The 18,848-nt window shown below is 71.4% G+C and carries 18 protein-coding genes; 13 read left to right on the top strand and 5 right to left on the bottom strand.

What is annotated here, in order from left to right; translation table 11 throughout:
• The 3 genes from hmgA to EHS43_RS15250 all read left to right on the top strand — a co-directional run.
• On the top strand, nucleotides 1-1,136 hold a 1,136-nt coding region (gene hmgA, locus EHS43_RS15260; protein ID WP_125191317.1), incomplete at its 5' end, for a homogentisate 1,2-dioxygenase.
• A 44-nt stretch (nucleotides 1,137-1,180) separates the two neighbouring features.
• Nucleotides 1,181-1,930 (top strand): GntR family transcriptional regulator, encoded by a 750-nt coding sequence (locus tag EHS43_RS15255; RefSeq protein WP_125191316.1) that lies wholly within the window; start codon nucleotides 1,181-1,183, stop codon nucleotides 1,928-1,930.
• Nucleotides 1,931-1,970: 40 nt separating this feature from the next.
• Entirely contained in the window at nucleotides 1,971-3,125 is a 1,155-nt protein-coding gene (locus EHS43_RS15250) for a type ISP restriction/modification enzyme (RefSeq protein ID WP_125191315.1), read from the top strand.
• On the opposite strand, the gene EHS43_RS15245 is transcribed toward EHS43_RS15250, so the two are convergent.
• Nucleotides 3,122-3,835 (bottom strand): TetR/AcrR family transcriptional regulator, encoded by a 714-nt coding sequence (locus tag EHS43_RS15245; RefSeq protein WP_125191314.1) that lies wholly within the window; start codon nucleotides 3,833-3,835, stop codon nucleotides 3,122-3,124. The genes EHS43_RS15250 and EHS43_RS15245 overlap by 4 nt on opposite strands.
• A 63-nt stretch (nucleotides 3,836-3,898) precedes the next feature.
• Between EHS43_RS15245 and EHS43_RS15240 the strand changes: the two genes are divergently transcribed.
• Both EHS43_RS15240 and EHS43_RS15235 read left to right on the top strand, forming a co-directional pair.
• Nucleotides 3,899-4,837 carry an ATP-binding cassette domain-containing protein gene (locus EHS43_RS15240; RefSeq protein WP_125191313.1) on the top strand — a complete coding sequence of 313 codons (939 nt, stop codon included), beginning with the start codon at nucleotides 3,899-3,901 and terminating at the stop codon, nucleotides 4,835-4,837.
• On the top strand, nucleotides 4,834-5,616 hold the full coding sequence (locus EHS43_RS15235; RefSeq protein ID WP_125191312.1) for an ABC transporter permease: 783 nt from the start codon (nucleotides 4,834-4,836) through the stop codon (nucleotides 5,614-5,616). The genes EHS43_RS15240 and EHS43_RS15235 overlap by 4 nt, the downstream gene beginning before the upstream one ends.
• 157 nt (nucleotides 5,617-5,773) lie before the next feature.
• On the opposite strand, the gene EHS43_RS15230 is transcribed toward EHS43_RS15235, so the two are convergent.
• From EHS43_RS15230 to EHS43_RS15220, 3 genes are all read right to left on the bottom strand, one after another.
• Nucleotides 5,774-6,043 carry a hypothetical protein gene (locus tag EHS43_RS15230; protein ID WP_125191311.1) on the bottom strand — a complete coding sequence of 90 codons (270 nt, stop codon included), beginning with the start codon at nucleotides 6,041-6,043 and terminating at the stop codon, nucleotides 5,774-5,776.
• A 126-nt stretch (nucleotides 6,044-6,169) separates the two neighbouring features.
• The gene (locus EHS43_RS15225; RefSeq protein WP_125191310.1) at nucleotides 6,170-6,994 is read right to left on the bottom strand and encodes an anti-sigma factor; all 825 of its coding nucleotides are present in this window, start codon (nucleotides 6,992-6,994) and stop codon (nucleotides 6,170-6,172) included.
• The gene (locus tag EHS43_RS15220; protein ID WP_125191309.1) at nucleotides 6,991-7,533 is read right to left on the bottom strand and encodes a sigma-70 family RNA polymerase sigma factor; all 543 of its coding nucleotides are present in this window, start codon (nucleotides 7,531-7,533) and stop codon (nucleotides 6,991-6,993) included. The genes EHS43_RS15225 and EHS43_RS15220 overlap by 4 nt, the downstream gene beginning before the upstream one ends.
• A 207-nt stretch (nucleotides 7,534-7,740) precedes the next feature.
• Between EHS43_RS15220 and EHS43_RS15215 the strand changes: the two genes are divergently transcribed.
• From EHS43_RS15215 to EHS43_RS15200, 4 genes are all read left to right on the top strand, one after another.
• Nucleotides 7,741-9,273: a DUF4331 domain-containing protein gene (locus EHS43_RS15215; protein WP_185806261.1), complete on the top strand. Its 1,533-nt coding sequence runs from the start codon at nucleotides 7,741-7,743 to the stop codon at nucleotides 9,271-9,273.
• 204 nt (nucleotides 9,274-9,477) lie between these two features.
• Nucleotides 9,478-10,932: a tetratricopeptide repeat protein gene (locus EHS43_RS15210; protein ID WP_125191308.1), complete on the top strand. Its 1,455-nt coding sequence runs from the start codon at nucleotides 9,478-9,480 to the stop codon at nucleotides 10,930-10,932.
• Nucleotides 10,929-12,626: a sulfite exporter TauE/SafE family protein gene (locus EHS43_RS15205; RefSeq protein ID WP_125191307.1), complete on the top strand. Its 1,698-nt coding sequence runs from the start codon at nucleotides 10,929-10,931 to the stop codon at nucleotides 12,624-12,626. The genes EHS43_RS15210 and EHS43_RS15205 overlap by 4 nt, the downstream gene beginning before the upstream one ends.
• 75 nt (nucleotides 12,627-12,701) lie before the next feature.
• The gene (locus tag EHS43_RS15200; RefSeq protein ID WP_125191306.1) at nucleotides 12,702-14,279 is read left to right on the top strand and encodes a serine/threonine-protein kinase; all 1,578 of its coding nucleotides are present in this window, start codon (nucleotides 12,702-12,704) and stop codon (nucleotides 14,277-14,279) included.
• Between the two features lie 7 nt (nucleotides 14,280-14,286).
• Here the strand turns inward: EHS43_RS15200 and EHS43_RS15195 are convergent, their stop codons facing one another.
• On the bottom strand, nucleotides 14,287-15,081 hold the full coding sequence (locus tag EHS43_RS15195) for an SGNH/GDSL hydrolase family protein (protein ID WP_125191305.1): 795 nt from the start codon (nucleotides 15,079-15,081) through the stop codon (nucleotides 14,287-14,289).
• A gap of 186 nt (nucleotides 15,082-15,267) precedes the next feature.
• Between EHS43_RS15195 and EHS43_RS15190 the strand changes: the two genes are divergently transcribed.
• The 4 genes from EHS43_RS15190 to EHS43_RS15175 form a co-directional block, all read left to right on the top strand.
• The gene (locus EHS43_RS15190) at nucleotides 15,268-15,663 is read left to right on the top strand and encodes a hypothetical protein (protein WP_260470541.1); all 396 of its coding nucleotides are present in this window, start codon (nucleotides 15,268-15,270) and stop codon (nucleotides 15,661-15,663) included.
• 1 nt (nucleotide 15,664) lies between these two features.
• Nucleotides 15,665-16,786, top strand: coding sequence for a GNAT family N-acetyltransferase (locus tag EHS43_RS15185; RefSeq protein WP_125191304.1), 1,122 nt, complete (start codon nucleotides 15,665-15,667; stop codon nucleotides 16,784-16,786).
• A gap of 357 nt (nucleotides 16,787-17,143) precedes the next feature.
• The gene (locus tag EHS43_RS15180; RefSeq protein ID WP_125191303.1) at nucleotides 17,144-17,965 is read left to right on the top strand and encodes a glycosyltransferase family 2 protein; all 822 of its coding nucleotides are present in this window, start codon (nucleotides 17,144-17,146) and stop codon (nucleotides 17,963-17,965) included.
• Nucleotides 17,962-18,848: glycosyltransferase family 2 protein (locus tag EHS43_RS15175; RefSeq protein WP_148104050.1), on the top strand; the 887-nt coding region annotated here is incomplete at its 3' end. The genes EHS43_RS15180 and EHS43_RS15175, both read left to right, overlap by 4 nt.

The following is an 18,848-nucleotide window of genomic DNA, read 5'->3' as shown; positions in this document are numbered from 1 at the left end:
ACAACCGCCGCTCCTGGCTGTACCGCATCCGCCCCTCCGCCGCCCACCCGGCGTTCACCCACACCCACAACGGCCACATCCGCACGGCCCCGTTCACCGAGTCGGTCCCCGACCCGAACCGGCTGCGCTGGAACCCGCTGCCCGAGCCCGTCGGGGGCACCGACTTCCTGGCCGGCCTGTGGACCCTCGGCGGCAACGGCGACGTCACCCAGCGCACCGGCATGGCCGTGCACCTGTACCACGCCACCGACTCCATGGACCGCGTCTTCAGCGACGCCGACGGCGAGCTGCTGATCGTCCCGGAGCGGGGCGGGCTGCTGCTGCGCACGGAGTTCGGGCTGCTCCATGTGGAGCCGGGACATGTGGCGCTGATCCCCCGTGGGGTGCGCTTCCGTGTGGAGCTGCTGGACGAGTCGGCCAGGGGATATGTGTGCGAGAACTATGGCGCTCCCTTCCAGCTCCCCGACCTCGGCCCGATCGGCGCCAACGGCCTCGCCAACGCCCGTGACTTCCTCGCTCCCGTCGCCGCCTACGAGGACGTCGAGGGCCCGGTGGAGGTGGTCAACAAGTTCTGCGGCAACCTCTGGACGGCGACCTACGACCACTCCCCCCTCGACGTCGTCGCCTGGCACGGCAACCACGTGCCGTACGTCTACGACCTGCGCCGCTTCAATGTCATCGGCTCCATCTCCTACGACCACCCCGACCCGTCGATCTTCACCGTGCTGACGTCCCCGTCGGACACCCCGGGTCTGGCCGGAGTCGACTTCGTGGTCTTCGCGCCGCGCTGGCTGGTCGGCGAGGACACCTTCCGGCCGCCGTACTTCCACCGGAACGTGATGAGCGAGTACATGGGTCTGATCGAGGGCGCCTACGACGCGAAGGCGGAGGGCTTCGTGCCGGGCGGCGGCTCGCTGCACAACATGATGTCGGCGCACGGACCCGACCGGGAGACCTTCGACAGGGCGAGCGCGGCCGAGCTGCGGCCGCAGAAGGTCGACGACGGGCTGGCGTTCATGTTCGAGACGCGCTGGCCGGTGACGCTGACCGCGCAGGCGGCCCGGGCGGACCACCTCCAGACCCACTACGACGACGTGTGGCGGGGCCTGGAACGCCACTTCCGCCCCTCACGCTGATCCCCCCGTTGCACTGACCGATCCGCGAAAGGTACGGATAGCCCGTGACCTCCTTCGCTCCGGACTCGATCGTCCTGAACCGCAAGCTGCCGCTCTGGTACCAGGTGTCGCAGTCCCTGCGCGCCTCGATACTCGGCCGCTCCCCCCAGGACCCGCTCCGCCTGCCCACCGAGGAACAGCTCGCCGGGCACTACGGCGTGAGCGTGCTGACCATGCGGCAGGCGCTGAAGGAGCTGGAGGACGAAGGGCTGATCACCCGTCACCGCCGCCGGGGCACGTTCATCGAGCCGGACGCGAGAAGAGGTACCCCGGTCCGGCTGCTCGGCTCGGTGGACGCGATCGTGGCCCAGCAGTCCGGTATGACGACCGAGCTGCTGGAGCACGGCAAGTCCCCGGTGCCCTCCGAACTCGCCGAGCACTTCCCGGAGTTGGACGAGGTGACGGCATACCACCGGCTGCGCAGCGACGAGCGGACGGGCGAGCCGACCAACCACGCCCGCAACTACGTCCGCCCCGAACTGGCCGCGCTCATCGACCCGTCCGACCTGGTGCGCTGGCCGATGACGAAGGTGCTGCGGGACGTCGTCGGGGCGGACATCAGCCGTATCACGGACACGGTGGAGGCGCGCCTCGCCGACCCCGAGACGGCCCGGCTGCTCCAAGTCCCCTTGCTCAGCCCGATCCTGCACTACACGGGCCTGGCGTACGACGGGGAGGGCCGGGTGCTGGACGCGGCGGTGATCCACTACCGGGGTGACCGCTTCTCCTTCACGGTCACCCTGGACGCCACATGAGCCCACCGGCCCCGGCTGCCTGTCGGCGAAAGGTCGTACGATGCCCAGCGTGACGCACGACGACGCTCCGCCGCTGGCGGACCTCATGCCGTGGTCCGTCGCACCGCCGCGGCTCGGCCGGGGGTGGCCGACGGGACCCGACGCGGCATCCCTCAAAGCCCGCTGGGACGCCCTGCTGAAGGCCGAGGGGCCCGACCGGGAGGCCCTGTTCGAGCCCACCCGCGCCCGCACCCTGCGCTCGGCGGTCGGACAGCTGCCGGGGCACACGGGCGGCACGGAGCGGCTCGCACGTGCTTCCGGCCCCTGCCCCGAACCGGTACGGGTCCTGCACGCGCCCTTCGACGAGCAGTGGCTGATCCCGGACCACCGGCTGATCGACGCGGCCCGCCCCGAGCTGTGGCGGGTGGCGGACGCGGAGCAGGTGTTCGTGGTCGAGACGCCGGCGGACGGGCAGGGCCCGCAGCTCCTGGCCACCTCACTGCTCCCCCTGCTGCGCCCGGGCCGCGTCCGCCCGCTGTACCGCCGTCCGGACGGCGCCGAACCGAACCTGGCCCCGGGCCTGCTGGAGCACCTGCGCGCACGGCTCGGGGCCCCGGTGGAGCCCCTGGACGTCCTCGCCTGGATCCTGGCGGTGGTCCGCCCGGACCTGACCGTGCCGCTGACCGGCGATCCCGACGTGTGGTCCCGGGGCGTCGAGTCGGGCCACCGCACCCTGTGGCTGATGCGCCGCGACGGCGACCGTCCGAAGCTGCCCGGGGGCCGCCGCCCGTACGTCCGCGCGCCCCTGCCGTCCCGGCCGCTGGTCCTGGACTACGACCGCGACGAGGAGGCCCTGCTGCTGGACGACGGCCGTGTCTCGCCCGTGCCGCCCGCGGCCTGGGACTTCGAGGCGGGCGGGGTGCGGGTGCTGGAGCAGTGGTTCGCGGCCCGTGTAGCGGAACCGGAGTCGGGCACCCTGGCCGCAATCCGCCCGGCGACCTGGCCGCAGACGTGGACGTCGGAGCTGCTGGAGCTGATCACGGTGCTGGCCCTGTTGGCCGATGCGCAGCCGTTCCAGGACGAGTCGACGTCACGGATCACGGCCACGGACCTCCGCGAGGCGGGCGTGCTCCCGGTCCCGGAGTCGGCACGCTGTCCGGCGTCGGTCCTGGACGGCCACGAGGAGGGTCCGGAGGGCCAGCTCTCCCTGCTCTAGGTCCTCGGTGCGAAGCCGTCCAGGACCCGCCCCAGCATCCGCTCGAACACCGCGTCCAGGTCGATCGGCCCGGAGTCCTCCATGAACGACGCCGCCAGCCGCGGATACGCCCCCGAGGCCACCTGACTGCCCAGGTAGGCGATCCGCACCGCGTTCTCCTGCTCTTCCGTCCACGGCAGCGACCGCACCCGCTCGGCCGTGGACAGCTCGTTCGAGACGTACGTCGTCACACACCCGTTGAGCATCGCGACCAGCTCGATCTTGGTGCCGTAGGGGGCGTCCAGCGGGTCGAGGCAGGCCAGGCAGTGCTCCAGGTAGCGCAGGGCGTTGGGGCTGAAGCCGTACACGCCCGACATGAGCCGCACCATCCAGGCGTGCCGGTGCATGAGCACCTTGGTCTGGCGCGCGTTGCGCAGCATGTCCGCGCGCCAGTCCCCGGTCGGCTCGAACAGCTCGTGCTCGCCGCTGACCGCGTCCACCATCAGCTCGTACAGGTCCTCCTTACGGGGGACGTAGTTGTACAGCGACATGGTCCCGCAGCCCAGTTCGGCCGCGACATGGCGCATCGACACCGCGTCCAGCCCTCCGGCGTCGGCCAGCCGCACCGCCGCCGCCGCGATGTCCGCCCTGGTGAACGCGGGCTTCGGCCCACGCCCCGTCCGCTCGGGACGGGCCCAGATCACTTCGGGTACGGCCGCTCGGCCCGCCATCGGTCATCACCTCGGCCACCATCCTAGTTACGTACAGCGTACGTAGTGCGCTATGGTCCTGCCATGACTTCTACGTACGCTGTACTTAGTGAAGGTCTGGAGAAGCGGTTCGGGGAGGTCCATGCCCTGCGCGGCCTCGATCTCGCGGTCGCCCCGGGCACGGTCTGCGGCATTCTCGGCCCCAACGGCGCGGGCAAGACGACGGCCGTACGGCTGCTGACGACGCTGCTGCGGCCGGACGCCGGCTCGGCACGGGTCGCGGGGCACGATCTCGTGCGGGAGCCGGAGGCGGTCCGCCGTGCCATCGCCGTCACCGGGCAGTACGCCTCGGTCGACGGGGACCTCACCGGACGGCAGAACCTGCGACTGTTCGCCCGGCTGCACCGGGTGCGGGGGCCGGCCGAGCGGGCCGCCGAACTGCTCGGCCGGTTCGGGCTGACGGAGTCCGCCGACCGGGCCGCCTCCACCTACTCGGGCGGCATGCGCCGCCGACTCGACCTCGCGGCGAGCCTGATCCGCCGTCCCGAGATCCTGTTCCTCGACGAGCCGACGACCGGGCTCGACCCGGCAAGCCGCACCCTCATCTGGGACGCCGTGCGCGACCTCACCTCGGACGGCACGACGGTGCTGCTGACCACGCAGTACCTGGAGGAGGCCGACCAACTCGCCCACGACATCGCCCTGGTGGACCAGGGGCGGATCGCGCACACCGGCTCGCCCGCCCAGCTCAAGGCGCTGATCGGGGCGCGCGTCGAGATCGTGGTCGCGGACGCGGACGCGCTGGGCAGGGCGGCCGGGGTGATCGACCAACTCACCGGCGGCAGGCCGTCGTTCGACCCCGGACGGAACGCGGTCGGCGCGGTGACGCAGGACACCACACTCACCGTGCCCCGGCTGGTGCGCGAACTGGACGCGGCCGGTGTGCCGCTGCTCGACGCGAGCATCCGGCCGCCGACCCTCGACGACGTCTTCCTTCGACTCACCAAGGAGCTTGCGGTATGAGCATGTTGGCCTACGACGGCACCGCGATGCTGGGCCGTCAGCTGCGGCGGGTCCGTAACAACCCGGGGCTGCTGGTCCTCACCCAGACCATGCCGATCACCATGCTGCTGTTCTTCGGCTACGTCTTCGGCAGCGCGCTGGCCATGCCGGGTGCGGAATACCGGTCCTTCCTGGTGCCGGGCCTGCTGGTGGCGACGGCGGCGAACGGGATCATGACGGGGATGTTCCAGGCGGCCCAGGACGTCCACCGGGGAGTGACGGACCGACTGCACACCCTGCCGATCAGCCGGGCGGCCGTGCCGCTGGGGCAGTCGGTCGCGGACGTCCTGGTCACGGCGGCCGGCATGGTGCCGTTCCTGCTGGTGGGGCTCGCGGTGGGCTGGCGCGTGGAGGGTTCCGCGCTCCAGGCGGTGGGCGCCGTCGCGCTGTTGCTGCTGTTCCGGTTCGCGACCACCTGGATCGGCATCTTCCTCGGCCTGCTCACCGGCAGCGAGGAGGCCGCCGGCCAGCTGGGCGGGGCGACCTTCGTCCTGCCGCTGCTGTCCAACGCCTACATCCCGACCGAGGGGCTTCCCGGGTGGCTGCGCACCCTCGCCGAGTGGAACCCCATCAGCGCGGTGACGGCGGCCCTGCGGGAGCTGTTCGGCAACGCCGCCGCACCGGAGGGGGCGGCCTGGCCGGTGGCCCATCCGGTCGCCGGGTCGCTGGTGTGGTGCGCGGTGCTGATCGCGGTCTTCACACCGCTCGCCGTGCGGAGGTACGCACACGGCGAGCGCTGAACGCCTCGTGCCGGGAGGGGAGTTCGGGCCCTGCCGGGGCCCGGGCCGACCTCGGAGGCGTGCATGCCAAAGGTATTGCGTACGGGCTCACCTGGATCGTGCTGCATGCCGTGGGGATGACGGGCAGGATCGCAGCACGATACCGGGCGGCGAGGGCTCAGTGCCCGCCGAACAGCGAACGGCGCAGTCGGCGCAGAGGCGCGAACAGCGAGACACGGCGTACCCGCGCACCCCTGTCACTGCGCTCCTGCTGTGCGGTGTCACGCGCGGTCAGCTCGCGCATCAACGACGTCGCCTCGGCCGCCTCGCGCTGCGGGACGGCAGGTCCCGACAGCACCGAGAGATGGCGGTCGAGGCGCGAACTGGTCGCGCTGCTCCCGCAGGTGATCGCAGGGACCCTCGCCCTGCGCACTGTTATCTGTTCCATGTCACTCCCCACCCGTACGAGTCCACCCGGCCCGGGCAGGGTAACCCTATCGCCCTTGCACGGCACACGTGTATCGGCGTCACAGGATTCACCTTCCCCGCAAGGGGGTTGACGACCCCTCCATGATTACTCTCCGAATCCAACAGATTTCAGGGCGAGTTGGACAACCGGCTGAGTAGTGGGCTGGGGTGACCCTCCGTCGGGCTCGACCGTCACAGCCAGTGATGTGGCGGACTTGTCGAGTCCGCTCGCGACCAAGGGCGTGTCGGCGGCGAAGAGCCCCAGGGAGCGCGGTTGCTCGTTGGGGCGCATGAGCCACAGTTGGCGCACGCGGCCGCTCGGGGGCGCGTCGTACCCGCTCAGGGTGACGACCGCGCGCCCCTCCGATGCGGAAGCGATCACTCCGATCGTTCGGCCCTGGGCGTCCTGGCCCCGGGTCGCGAGCGCGTCCGTGGCCTGCAGAACGTGGGCGATCTCACTGGCCTGGGCCTTCTGCGCGTCCAGTTCGTCCTGGGTCCGGTTGGCCTGGACGGCGAACAGGGAGGCAACGACGAGCGCCGCGGCCGCGGTGGCCGTCGCGAAGGGCACGAACAGGGGACGCCTCTGACGCTGCCTGGGCGGCGGCTGCACACCCCAGACATGCGGCGGCAGCTGCGACTTGCGCGCCCGCACCGGCTCCGGCCGCGCGCGGGCCGGCTCGGGCCGTACGGGGGACTCCTGCGGGATGGTGCGTACGGCGGCCAGTACCCGGTCGCGCATCGCCAGCGGCGGCGGAGCGGCGGCCGACCACGCGAGCCGTACCGCGTCCTCGGACAGCGCACGCACTTCCGCCGCACAGCTGTCGCAGCCCTTGAGATGCCGTTCGAAGCGGGCCCGCTCGGCCGGCTCCAGCGCGTCGAGGGCGTACGGGGCCGCGAGGGAGTGCAGATCTTCCCGGCGGAAGAGGCTCATGCCGCACCTCCCAGGCACTCGCGCAAGCGGGTCAGTCCGTCACGCATCCGCGTCTTCACCGTCCCCAGCGGCAGCGAGAGCCGCTCGGCCACTTCACGGTACGTGTAGCCGTCGTAGTAGGCGAGGGTGACGGACTGGCGCTGCAGGTCGGTCAGCCGCTCCAGACACCTGCGCACCCACTCGCGTTCGAGGCCCGCCTCCACCTCCTCGGTCACCTGGTCGAAGGCGGGGTGGTGGGCCCGGTGCGCCTCGCGCTGCTCGCGTTCACCGGCCGCGCGGGCACTGCGGACCCGGTCGACGGCACGGCGGTGCGCGAGGGTGAGGATCCAGGACAGCGCGCTGCCCCGGCGTGGGTCGAACCGCGCGGCGGACCGCCAGGTCTCCAGCAGCACTTCCTGCGACACCTCCTCCGACTGCGCCGGATCACGCACCACCCGCCGCACCAACCCGAACACCGGCCCGGCGACGAGGCCGTAGAGCTCCTCGAATGCCTTCTGGTCCCCACCTGCCACGAGCACCAGAAGCTCGTCCGCCTCCAACTCGTCGCCCCCTCCCGCAAAGCCGCACCTGGGCCGTCCCGTCCCACGAGGTATTCGCAACGAACACACCTCCGGATGGGGTTACGGATCAGAACGCCGAAAACGCGGGTCGAGCAGCAGAAAAGAAGTTTTGAGATTCGACCAATCCGGCCCGGCCACCGCTCCGAATCCCCGAGCGTCAGGCAAGTTGGACTGAGGACGGACGGCATGACACCTATCTCCAGGAGCGGCTCGGGACGCAGGAGTCTCGCGACCCTCGTATGTGGTGCGCTGGCCGCCGGAGGGCTCGCAGCCGCCGGTGTGGCCACGCTGGAACCGGGGGCGGCCTCCGCCTCCAGCCACCGGGAGGCCCCGCTGATCTCGGGCGACCCCCAGCACGACAACACGGACCTCTACGCGTTCGTCAGCCCCGACAAGCCCGACTCGACGACGATCGTGGCCAACTGGATCCCCTTCGAGGAGCCCGGGGGCGGACCGAACTTCTACCAGTTCGCCGAGGACGCGCAGTACGACCTCCACATCGACAACAACGGTGACGGCCAGGGCGACCTGCTCTACCGCTTCACGTTCAAGACGCACGTCAAGAACAAGAAGTCGTTCCTGTACAACACGGGCGTGGTCGAGAGCCTCGACGACCCCGACCTCAACGTCACGCAGACGTACGACATCGAGCTGTTCCGGCTGAAGTACGGGAAGGTCCAGTACAAGACGAAGGTCGCCGACGACATCCCGGTGGCGCCGTCGAACGTCGGCAAGGCGTCCATGCCGAACTACGAGAAGCTGCGCGACCAGGCGGTCTACAAGCTTCCCGGCGACGCGACGGCCTTCGCCGGCCAGGCCGACGACCCGTTCTTCGCGGACCTGCGCGTCTTCGACCTGCTGTACGGCGGGAACCTCACCGAGGTCGGCAACGACACGCTCAAGGGCTACAACGTCAACTCGATAGCCCTGCAGGTCCCGACGGACATGATCGCCGAGTCCAAGCACCAGCCGGTCGTGGGCATCTGGTCGACGACCCAGCGCCGCAACGCGCAGGGGTACTACTCCCAGGTCTCGCGCCTCGGCAACCCGCTCGTCAACGAGGTCGTCAACCCGCTCAAGGACAAGGACAAGTTCAACGCGTCCTCGCCGGAGTACGACGGTCAGTTCCTGAAGAACGTGACCAACCCCGAACTGCCGAAGCTCATCGAGGCGATCTACAAGATCCCCGCTCCGAAGGAACCCCGCAACGACCTCGTGGACGTCTTCCTCAAGGGTGTGAAGGGGCTGAACCAGCCGCCCCACGTCCGCCCCGCGGAGGAGCTGCGCCTCAACACGTCCATCAAGCCCACCGATTCTCCGAAGCGGCTCGGTGTGCTTGATGGCGACAACGCCGGGTTCCCGAACGGCCGTCGGCTCACCGACGACGTGATCGACGCCTCGCTCCAGGTCGTCGAGGGCGAGCTGGTCGGGTCCAAGAACGACCTCGGTGACGCGGTCGACAAGAACGACAAGGACTTCGAGAAGTCGTTCCCGTACGTGGCGCTGCCGACGGAGGGTTCGCGGGGTCCGCTCGCCAAGGGCACGTCCGGCGGCAACGACGTCCGCAACCAGCTCGGGGACGCGCTCTCCCCCGCGGGCAGCTCCGGGTCGGACAACATGTCCCTGATCGCGGGATCCGCGGGCGCCGGTGCGGCCGGGATCCTGCTCATCGGGGCGGCGCTGATGTGGTGGCGCCGGATGCGGCGGCGCGCCTACTGAGGCCGACGGTGCCTACGGGGGTGCCTCGCCCGTCGTCCGGCGGCCGCGGGAGCGTGGGGACTGGTCGTACAGTGCCCCGCGCCCCTGACAGCCGGAAGCACTCCGGGCACCCCCTTCCTACTGGCGCGGCCTGCGCGTACTCATCCCCCACGGTGCAGGCCGCGCCGCAGTACACGATCGATCACGAACGAATCAGGAGCGGGCATGTCCGGGTCTACGACCGACAGCGCACCCGAGGACGAGCAGAGCGGTTCGCCCGAGACCGTGGAGCCCTCTGCTCAGGCCGGTGACGAGAAGGTCGCCGCCGTACGGCGGGTCTCCGAGGCCGGCAGGCGCTGGCGAGCCGCTCAACTCGCGGGTTGTGCGGCTCTGTTGGCCGTCGCGCTGACGGGCGGGTCGATCGCCTTCGGGGCGCTGCGGGACGGTGGCACCGCCACGGTCGCCAGTTCGTCGGCGGCGGTCTCGCCCGGGCTCATGGCGAGTGGGGACCTCGACGCGGGCATCAGGGCGATCCAGGCCCATCTGCGCGACCAGCCGAAGGACTTCGGCAGCTGGGCCACCCTCGGACTCGCCTACGTGGAGCAGGCGCGGACCAAGGGCGACCCCTCGCGGTACCCGCAGGCCGAGCAGGCGCTGAAGCGGTCCCTGGAGTTGGCGCCGGACAACGAGCAGGCGCTCTCGGGGCGGGCCGCCCTCGCCGCGGCACGGCACGAGTTCAAGAGCGCCCTGAGCTACGCCGACCGGGTGCTGAAGGAGAACCCCTACAGCGAGCGCGCCCTCTCCTCCCGGATCGACGCCCTCGTGGAACTCGGCCGCTACGCCGAGGCGTCGAAGGCCGCCGACCTCGCGGACGAACGGCGGCCCGGCATCCCGGTGTTCACCCGCTACGCCTACGTCCACGAACTGCGCGGAGACGCCCGCACCGCCCGCACCGTCCTGGAGCGGGCCCTGTCCACCGCGACCACCCCGGGCGACATCGCCTACGTGGCCTCCGCGCTCGGCCAACTCGCGTGGAACCAGGGCGACTACGACACCGCGCTCACCGACTACGCCCGAGCCCTCGCCGCCGACGACGCCTACCTCCCCGCCCTGGAGGGCCGGGCCCGCGCCCAGGCCGCGAGCGGAGACCGGGCCGCCGCGATCAAGGGCATGGAGGCCGTCGTGGCCCGGTATCCGCTGCCCGGGCCGCTCGTGGCGCTCGGGGAGCTGTACGAGGACCGGGGCGCCGACGGCGACAAGGCGAAGGCCCAGGACCAGTACGCGCTGGTGGACGCGTGGACCGCGCTCGCCCGCGCCAACGGCGTCAACGCCGACCTCGACACCGCGCTGGCCGCCGCCGACCACGGTGACAAGGCCGCCGCCCTGCGTGCCGCCCGCGCCGAATGGGCCCGTCGGCACACCGTGCACACCGCGGACGCGCTCGCCTGGGCCCTGCACGTGAACGGCCGGGACCGGGAGGCACTGCCGTACGCCCGGCAGGCCACCGCCACCGGCTACCGCAACGCCTCCTTCCTCTACCACCGCGGGATCATCGAACTCGCCACGGGAGACCGGAAGGAGGGCCGCAGCCATCTCGGCTCCGCCCTGAAGCTCAACCCCGGTTTCTCCCCTCTCGGCGCCCGCGAGGCCCGCAAGGCTCTCAAGGAGGCGTCCGAGTGAGGCCCCGCCGTCTGTTCGCGTCCCTCACGGCCGTCCTGACGGCGGCTTGTGCGCTCGCGCTGCTCCCTTCCAGCAGCGCGAGCGCCCACCCCCTCGGCAACTTCACCGTCAACCGCTACGACGGTCTCGTCGCCGCCCCCGGCGGGCTCCGCGTCGACCACGTCGAGGACCTCGCCGAGATCCCGGCCACCCAGGCCAAGCCCGACATCGACAAGCTCGGGATGACCGAGTGGGCCGCCCAGCGCTGCCGGACGGCGGCCGAGGGCGGCAAGGTCTCCGTCGACGGCCGTACGGTCGCCCTGAGCGTGCGGAGCAGCCACGCGCGCGTGCGTCCCGGCCAGGCCGGGCTCGACACCCTGCGCGTGGAGTGCCGGCTGACCGCCCCGCTGCCCGAGGACGCCACCGTCACGCTCCGCTTCCACAGCGCGGGCACCGACTCCGGCCCCGGCTGGCGCGAGATCACCGCGCGCGGCGACCGGATGACGCTCACGGAGTCGGACGTCCCCACGAAGTCGGTCTCGGACGAACTGACCACATATCCGCAGGAGTTGCTCTCCTCCCCCGCCGACACGGTGACCGCCTCGCTGCGCGTGCGGCCCGGTGGCGCGGCCCTGGCCGAGGAGCGGTCGGACGCGCCCGCCGCCTCCGTGCTGCCGCGTGGCGCCGACCGCTGGACCCGTGCCCTGGACTCCCTGGTCGCCCGGCACGACCTCACCGTGGGCTTCGCGGCGCTCGCCCTGCTCATCGCGGTCGTCCTCGGGGCGATGCACGCGCTGGCCCCCGGGCACGGCAAGACCCTGATGGCCGCGGTGGCCGCGGCCCGCGGTGGCCGGGCCCGGATGAAGGACGTCCTGCCGCTGGCCGCCTCCGTGACCGTCACCCACACCCTGGGCGTGGTCGCCCTGGGCCTCCTCGTCGCCGCCGGATCGGCGGCGGCACCCTCGGTGATCGCGTGGCTGGGCATCGCGAGCGGGGTGATGGTGACCGCGGCGGGCGTCACCCTGCTGCGCCGGGCCCTGCGCACCCGCGCGCATCAGCACGGGCACACGCACACCCACGACGTCGCCGCCCGGCAGCCCGAGGAGCGCTCGCTGGTCCTGGTCGCCGCCCACACGGAGACGGCGACGGCGACGGCGAAGACGCACGCGCACCCCCACACGCCCGGACACACGCACGACCACGACCACGATCACAGCCACGACCACGACCACGACCACGACCACCGGCACGATCACGCGCACGGCCACAGCCACGACCACGGACACGACCACCCGCACCCGCACCCGCACGACCACTCCGACACCCTCCAACACACCCACGGCGGCTTCACCCACACCCACGCCGTCGCCCCCACCGTCCGCGGCACGATCCTGCTCGGCTTCGCCGGCGGTCTCGTGCCCAGCCCCTCCGCCGTCGTCGTGCTCGTCGGTGCCGCCGCGCTGGGACAGGCCTGGTTCGGACTGCTGCTCGTCGTGGCCTACGGCGTGGGGCTGGCCCTGACCCTGACCGCGGCCGGATTCGCCGTCGTCAGGCTGGGCAGTGGAGTCACACGGCTGCTGGACAGGCGCCCCCGCCTGGCCGCGAGTCCGATGACCGCCCTGGTGCGCAGGACCGCGCCCCTGATGTCGGCGTTCGTCGTGGTGGCTCTCGGGGCAGGATTGGTGCTCAAGGGGGCGGCATCCGCACTCGGCTGAGCTACTTTTGTACAGAATTGACGTGCACCATCACGCGGAGCGGAGATTTCGCCCGGATGCGAATGGGGGACGCCCGTGTCCGAAGAACCGGGCAGTGAACGAGTGATCGCGGGCCGCTACCGCCTCCTGTCCCCGCTCGGCGAGGGTGGCATGGGGACCGTGTGGCGGGCCCGTGACGAGGTGCTGCACCGCGAGGTCGCCGTCAAGGAGGTGCGCGCCCCGCACGGAATTCCGGTCCACGAGGTGGAGCGGCTGTACGCCCGTCTCGAACGCGAGGCGTGGGCGGCGGCCCGGGTCGCCAACCGCAATGTGGTCACGGTCTACGACGTGGCCACCGAGGACGGCCGTCCGTGGATCGTCATGGAGCTGGTGCGCGGCATCTCGCTCGCCGATCTGCTGGACGCGGAGGGCCCGCTCAGCCCGCAGCGCACCGCGCACATCGGCGCCGAGGTGCTCTCCGCGCTGCGGGCCGCGCACGAGGCCGGGGTGCTGCACCGGGACGTGAAGCCCGCCAACGTGCTGATGTCGAACGACGGCCGGGTGGTGCTCACCGACTTCGGCATCGCCCAGGTCGAGGGCAGTTCGGCGCTCACGATGACCGGCGAGGTCATCGGCTCCCCCGAGTTCCTGGCCCCGGAGCGGGCGCTCGGCCGCACCCCGGGCCCGGAGTCGGACCTGTGGTCCCTGGGGGTGCTGCTGTACGCCGCCGTCGAGGGCAACTCCCCCTTCCGGCAGGACACCCCGCTGAGCACCCTGCGCGCGATCGTGGACGAGGAGCTGCCGCCGCCGTACCGGGCCGGTCCGCTCGCGCCGGTGATCGAGGGGCTGCTGCGCAAGGACCCGGCGCAGCGGCTGCCGGCCGACCGGGCCGAGCAGGAGCTGCGGATCATCGGTGCGGGAGGCACGCCTCGGGCGGACGCGGTGCAGGGGGGGCCGTACGCCCCGACCGTCGCGGCGCCCTTCCCGCAGGAGCCGCCGACGGCCCCGTACCGGCCCACGCCGACTCCCGTCTCCACTCCCACGGCGACCGACGAGCCCCCGGAGCGCAACCGTCGCGCGACGGTCGTGCTGGTGGCGGGCGTGCTGGCCCTGGCGCTGGCGATCGCGGGGCTGACGTACGCGCTGCTGAACCGTGACAACGGCGACAAGGGCGGGGAGACGGCCAAGGACACCACTCCGGCGGTGAGTTCGCCCGCGCCGACCGGGTCCGACACGACCGGCGAGGACACCCCGTCCCCGACTCCGAGCAAGAGCACCACGAGCGCGCCGCCGCAGTCGGTGGACGTCTCGCTGTCGGGCTCGAACACCGACTACACGGGCAGCTGTCCGCCGGACAGGTCCGCGGCCCCCACGTTCACGGTCACCCTGACGGTGGGCCGGCTCCCGGCGACGGTGACCTACCGCTGGGTGTCGGAGAAGGGCTCGGTGAACGGCAGTTGGAAGACCCTGTCGTTCCCGGCCGGGGGCGGCAGGTCGCAGGAGGAAAAGCGGTTCGTCACCACGCAGGACGACAGCGGGACGTTCGAGGACACCATCAGCGTGGAGGTCCGCGAGCCCGTCGAGAAGAAGTCCGAGTCGGTGCCCTTCTCGCTGACGTGTGTGACGGAGACCCCGACCGGCACCGGCGAGGCCTCCCCCACTGCGTCCCCGTGAGAGGAGATCAGGCCGCGCTGTTCAGGACCGGAAGGTAGCCGCCCGACTGGCCGGCCGCGGTCGGGTGGTAGGACTCGCCGATGTTGAGCAGGTTGAGGCTGTGCAGCCAGGCGCTGCCGGAGCACAGTTCGTGGCCGGTGAAGGTGCCGCGGACGTCGGCCCAGGTGAAGCCGTGGTCCGCGGCGCGCTTGGCGATGGCGTTGTCGAGGTAGTCGGCGGCGTCGTTGATCGCCTTTCGCTTGGTCTCGGAGAGGCCGAGGCAGGTGGTGCCGAGCTTGTAGAAGCGGGGGTAGCCGAGGACGACCACGTGGGCGTTGGGGGCCCGGCTGCTGATCTGCGCGTAGACGGTGTCGAGTTGGCCCGGGAGCGTCGAGTCGACGTACGCCCTCGCGGTGTTGATCCGGGACAGGCACGAGCTGTCGGACTGGAGCACACAGGTCGTCATGACGTCGGCGAAGCCTGCGTCGTTGCCTCCGATGCTGATGGAGACGAGTGCGGTGGCGGAGCTGAGCGGCGTCAGCTGGTTCGCCAGAACATCACCCGTACGGGCGCCGGAGCACGCGGTGAACGCGAACGACGAGGGTGAATGTGCGGCCGCCCAGAGGTAGGGGTGGGACTTCGTGCTGCGCTTGCAGTCACCGCTCGACGTGATGTAGCTGCCCGCGCCGACGCCCGAGGAATACGAGTCGCCCAGGGCCACATAGGGGCCCTCGGCGGCGTGGGCGGTACCGGTCCCGGTGAGGACTGCGGCGAGGGCGAGGAGGAGTGAGCCGACGTACGCGGCAAATCGGGAACGTCTCATGGAACCTCCCTTTAGCAGGATCTCTGCCGTATCCGTCGTAGCAACGACACGCAGCAACGGGAAGTGTCCATGCCAAAATCGGTGCGGACGTCATGGCCCGCGGTGCGGTGCGCCCTTGACGGTCCCCCAGGCGCTGCGCGACATTGAAGCCCGGCATCCGGCGCTTTCTGGGGGGAAACGTCGCCCATGCAGACCACACGTCTCAGGACATCTCCGAGCACGTCGGGCAGAGACCTGACGCCTCTGCTCGCCGGGGCCGCGACCGCCGTGGGGGGCTGCGGCGCACTGCTCGCACTCACCGGCTCCGACTCACCGCTGCGCGCCCCGCTCACGCTCTTCTTCCTGCTCGCGGCACCCGCCGCCGGCCTCGCCGCCGCGCTGCGCGGTCTGGATCCGTTCGCCCGGGCGCTGGCCTCGCTGGCCGGCTCGGTCGTCCTCAACATGCTGGTGGCCCAGGGCATGCTGGCCACGCACCGCTGGTCGGCGCGTGGCGGCGTCCTGGCGATGGCCGTGATCAGCGCGCTCATCCTGCTGCTGGTGCCGCTGCGACGGCGTCGCGCGGCGAAGGGCCGGGACTCCTGACGTGGACATCAGCGTGTACCGCCCCGGCGAGCTCAGCGCGGCGGACCGGGTGGCCTGGACCGCTCTGCAGTCCAAGGCCCACCTCCAGGGCTCGCCCGGCCTCGCGAACCCCTTCCTGTCCCCCGAGTTCACACTCGCGGTGGGCCGGTGCAGGCGGGGCGTGCGGATCGCCGTCGTACGGGAACGGGGCGAGCCCGCCGCGTTCTTCCCCTTCCAGAGAACCGCCGCCGGTGTCGGCCGGGCCGTCGGCCTCGGTGTCTCGGACGCCCAGGGACTGGTGCACCGGCCCGGTTTCACCTGGGACGCACGGGAGTTGCTGCGCGCCTGCGGTCTGGCCGTCTGGGAGTTCGATCATCTGGTGCAGGGCCAGGGGCCGTTCGAGGCGGCGGCCTCCGGCAGGTTCCCCTCACCGGTCATGGACGTGGAGCAGGGGTACGAGGCCTATCTGGCCGGACTGCGGGAGCGCTCGCCGAAGTTCACCCGCACCACCCTCGCCAAGGAGCGCAGACTGGCCCGCTCGGCCCGCGAGGTGCGCTACGTCCACGACGAGCGGGACCCGGCGGCCCTGCACACCCTGATGAGCTGGAAGTCCGCCCAGTACCGCAGGACCGGCCGCAGCGACCGCTTCGCGCACGAGTGGATCGCGCGGCTGGTGAAGCAGTTGTTCCACACCCGCTCCGAGCCGTTCGCCGGGATCCTCTCGGTGCTGTACGCCGACGGGAAGCCGGTCGCCGCCCACTTCGGGCTGCGCACCGAACGCGTCCTGGCGTGCTGGTTCCCGGCGTACGACCCGGAGTACGCGAAGTACTCCCCGGGCCTGGTCCTGCACCTGCGGATGGCCGAGGCGGCCGCCGCCGACGGCATCGCGTACCTCGACCTCGGCCGGGGACAGAAGGAGTACAAGAACTCCCTGAAGACACGGGAACTGACCGTGTCGGAGGGGCTGGTGGCCCGCCGGCACCCGGTCGCGGTCGGACACCGCGTCCGCCGGGTTCCGGTGCGGGCACTGCGCAACGCCGTGATGGCACGGCCGGAGCTGTTCGGACCCGCCGACCGGCTTCTGAAGAAAGCGGGAAAGATCCGCTCCGACGTGTCCGCAACGGTCAAACCAACAAAAACGTGAGAGTCCGTTATAGGCCTTGCCATACGGATTCAATCGTCAATACCGTCGTACATATCACCCGCACCGTCCCGTCATCGAGCGGCTCTAGGGGAGGGCTCAAGGACCGCGACGGGGGGCGCGGGGCGCGGTAGGGGGGTGCCGTGCTCGGTGACCGCACTTGTGACCGAGTCGTGCCGCACGACCGGCTGCCGACATGGAACCAGCACACGGCGGCGGTCGGCCAGTTTTGCCAGCTCACCTGGCACGTACGGAGATCCCTTCCGGCATGCCGCGGGTGAGAACCCCCCTTTCGAACCGGAGCAACAAGCCGGACCGCCCAGGGGCGGGCGGTCCACCGGACGAGAGGGAACCAGACTCATGAGTTCAGTTCTGCGCCCGGCGGCTGCCGGCCAGGATCTGCCGACAGCCGTCCAGTACCGGCCGATCTCCACCCACCTGGCCATAGCGCCACCGGTGAGCGTGGTCATACCCGCCATGAACGAGGCGGAGAACCTGCCGTACGTCTTCAAGACCCTTCCGGACTGGATCCACGAAGTGGTCCTGGTGGACGGCAACTCCACGGACGACACCGTCGCTGTGGCCCGCGAGCTGTGGCCCGAGGTGAAGGTGGTGAAGCAGCACGGCAAGGGCAAGGGGGACGCCCTGATCACCGGGTTCGAGGCCTGCACCGGTGACATCGTCGTCATGATCGACGCCGACGGCTCGGCCGACGGCAACGAGATCGTCTCCTACGTCTCCGCCCTCGTCTCGGGCGCGGACTTCGCCAAGGGGTCCCGCTTCGCCAACGGCGGCGGCACCGACGACATGACCTTCATCCGCAAGCTCGGCAACTGGGCGCTGTGCACCATCGTCAACCGCAAGTTCGGCGCCCGCTACACGGATCTCTGCTACGGGTACAACGCCTTCTGGCGGCACTGCCTCGACAAGATCGATCTCGACTGCACGGGCTTCGAGGTGGAGACCCTGATGAACATCCGGGTCGTCAAGGCGGGCCTGAAGGTGCAGGAGATACCGAGCCACGAGTACCTGCGCATCCACGGCGCGAGCAATCTGCGGGCCGTACGGGACGGGTTCCGGGTGCTCAGAGTGATCCTCGGGGAGCGGTCCAACCGGCGGGCGCTGCGCCGCCGTACCCACCGCTCGCCGCTGCTCGACTCGGCGCGGGGAGAGGTGTCTTGAGCGGTCCCGGCGTCTCCGTCGTGATCTGCGTGTACACCGAGGACCGCTGGGAGGACATCCTCGCGGCGGTCGCCTCGGTGCGGACGCAGTCGTACCCGGCGCTGGAGACGCTGCTGGTCGTCGACCACAATCCGGCGCTCCTGGACCGGCTGGGCAAGGAGTACAAGGAAGCCGAGGAGGTCCGCGTGTGCGCCAACGCGGGACCCCGGGGCCTGTCCGCGGGCCGCAACACCGGGATCGCGGCCGCGCGCGGCGAGGTGATCGCCTTCCTCGACGACGACGCCGTCGCCGAGCGCGACTGGCTGCGGCACTTCGCCGCCGCCTACGCCGACCCGCGGGTGATGGCGGTCGGCGGCCGTACGGTGCCGATCTGGGCGTCGGGGCGCCGTCCCGACTGGTTCCCGGAGGAGTTCGACTGGGTGGTCGGCTGCACCTACCGCGGCATCCCGGCCGGCCTGGTCCGGGTGCGCAACGTCCTCGGGGGCAACGCCTCCTTCCGCCGCAGCGCCTTCGACGCGGCGGGCGGCTTCGCCACCGGTATCGGGCGGGACGGCGACAGGCGCCCGCTGGGCTGCGAGGAGACGGAGCTGTGCATCCGGCTGAGCCGGGCCAGACCGGACGCGGTCCTGCTGATCGACGACCGGGCGGTGATCCACCACCGGGTGCCCGAGGCGCGCGAGCACTTCGCGTACTTCCGTGCGCGTGCGTACGCGGAGGGCCTGTCCAAGGCACTGGTGGCCCGGAGTGTGGGCGCGGACAAGGGACTCGAGTCGGAGCGCCGGTACGCCACGAGGGTGCTGCCGGCCGGGGTGGTGCGCGGGCTGCGGGACGCCGCGCTGGCCCGGCCGGGCGGGGTCCGGGACATCGAGCCGGCCGGCGGTGA

The sequence above is a fragment of the Streptomyces sp. RP5T genome, assembly GCF_003933965.1.
Taxonomy (GTDB): domain Bacteria; phylum Actinomycetota; class Actinomycetes; order Streptomycetales; family Streptomycetaceae; genus Streptomyces.
The sequence above is the reverse complement of the archived record's forward strand: the minus strand, read 5'-3'. Positions and strand labels throughout refer to the sequence as shown.

What these genes read in the sequence shown, in the direction of transcription:
- EHS43_RS15250 (WP_125191315.1), top strand. Translation starts at nt 1,971, where the DNA reads ATGCCCAGCGTGACGCACGACGACGCTCCGCCGCTGGCGGACCTCATG.
- EHS43_RS15245 (WP_125191314.1), bottom strand. Translation starts at nt 3,835, where the DNA reads ATGGCGGGCCGAGCGGCCGTACCCGAAGTGATCTGGGCCCGTCCCGAG.
- EHS43_RS15240 (WP_125191313.1), top strand. Translation starts at nt 3,899, where the DNA reads ATGACTTCTACGTACGCTGTACTTAGTGAAGGTCTGGAGAAGCGGTTC.
- EHS43_RS15235 (WP_125191312.1), top strand. Translation starts at nt 4,834, where the DNA reads ATGAGCATGTTGGCCTACGACGGCACCGCGATGCTGGGCCGTCAGCTG.
- EHS43_RS15230 (WP_125191311.1), bottom strand. Translation starts at nt 6,043, where the DNA reads ATGGAACAGATAACAGTGCGCAGGGCGAGGGTCCCTGCGATCACCTGC.
- EHS43_RS15225 (WP_125191310.1), bottom strand. Translation starts at nt 6,994, where the DNA reads ATGAGCCTCTTCCGCCGGGAAGATCTGCACTCCCTCGCGGCCCCGTAC.
- EHS43_RS15215 (WP_185806261.1), top strand. Translation starts at nt 7,741, where the DNA reads ATGACACCTATCTCCAGGAGCGGCTCGGGACGCAGGAGTCTCGCGACC.
- EHS43_RS15210 (WP_125191308.1), top strand. Translation starts at nt 9,478, where the DNA reads ATGTCCGGGTCTACGACCGACAGCGCACCCGAGGACGAGCAGAGCGGT.
- EHS43_RS15195 (WP_125191305.1), bottom strand. Translation starts at nt 15,081, where the DNA reads ATGAGACGTTCCCGATTTGCCGCGTACGTCGGCTCACTCCTCCTCGCC.
- EHS43_RS15190 (WP_260470541.1), top strand. Translation starts at nt 15,268, where the DNA reads ATGCAGACCACACGTCTCAGGACATCTCCGAGCACGTCGGGCAGAGAC.
- EHS43_RS15180 (WP_125191303.1), top strand. Translation starts at nt 17,144, where the DNA reads ATGAGTTCAGTTCTGCGCCCGGCGGCTGCCGGCCAGGATCTGCCGACA.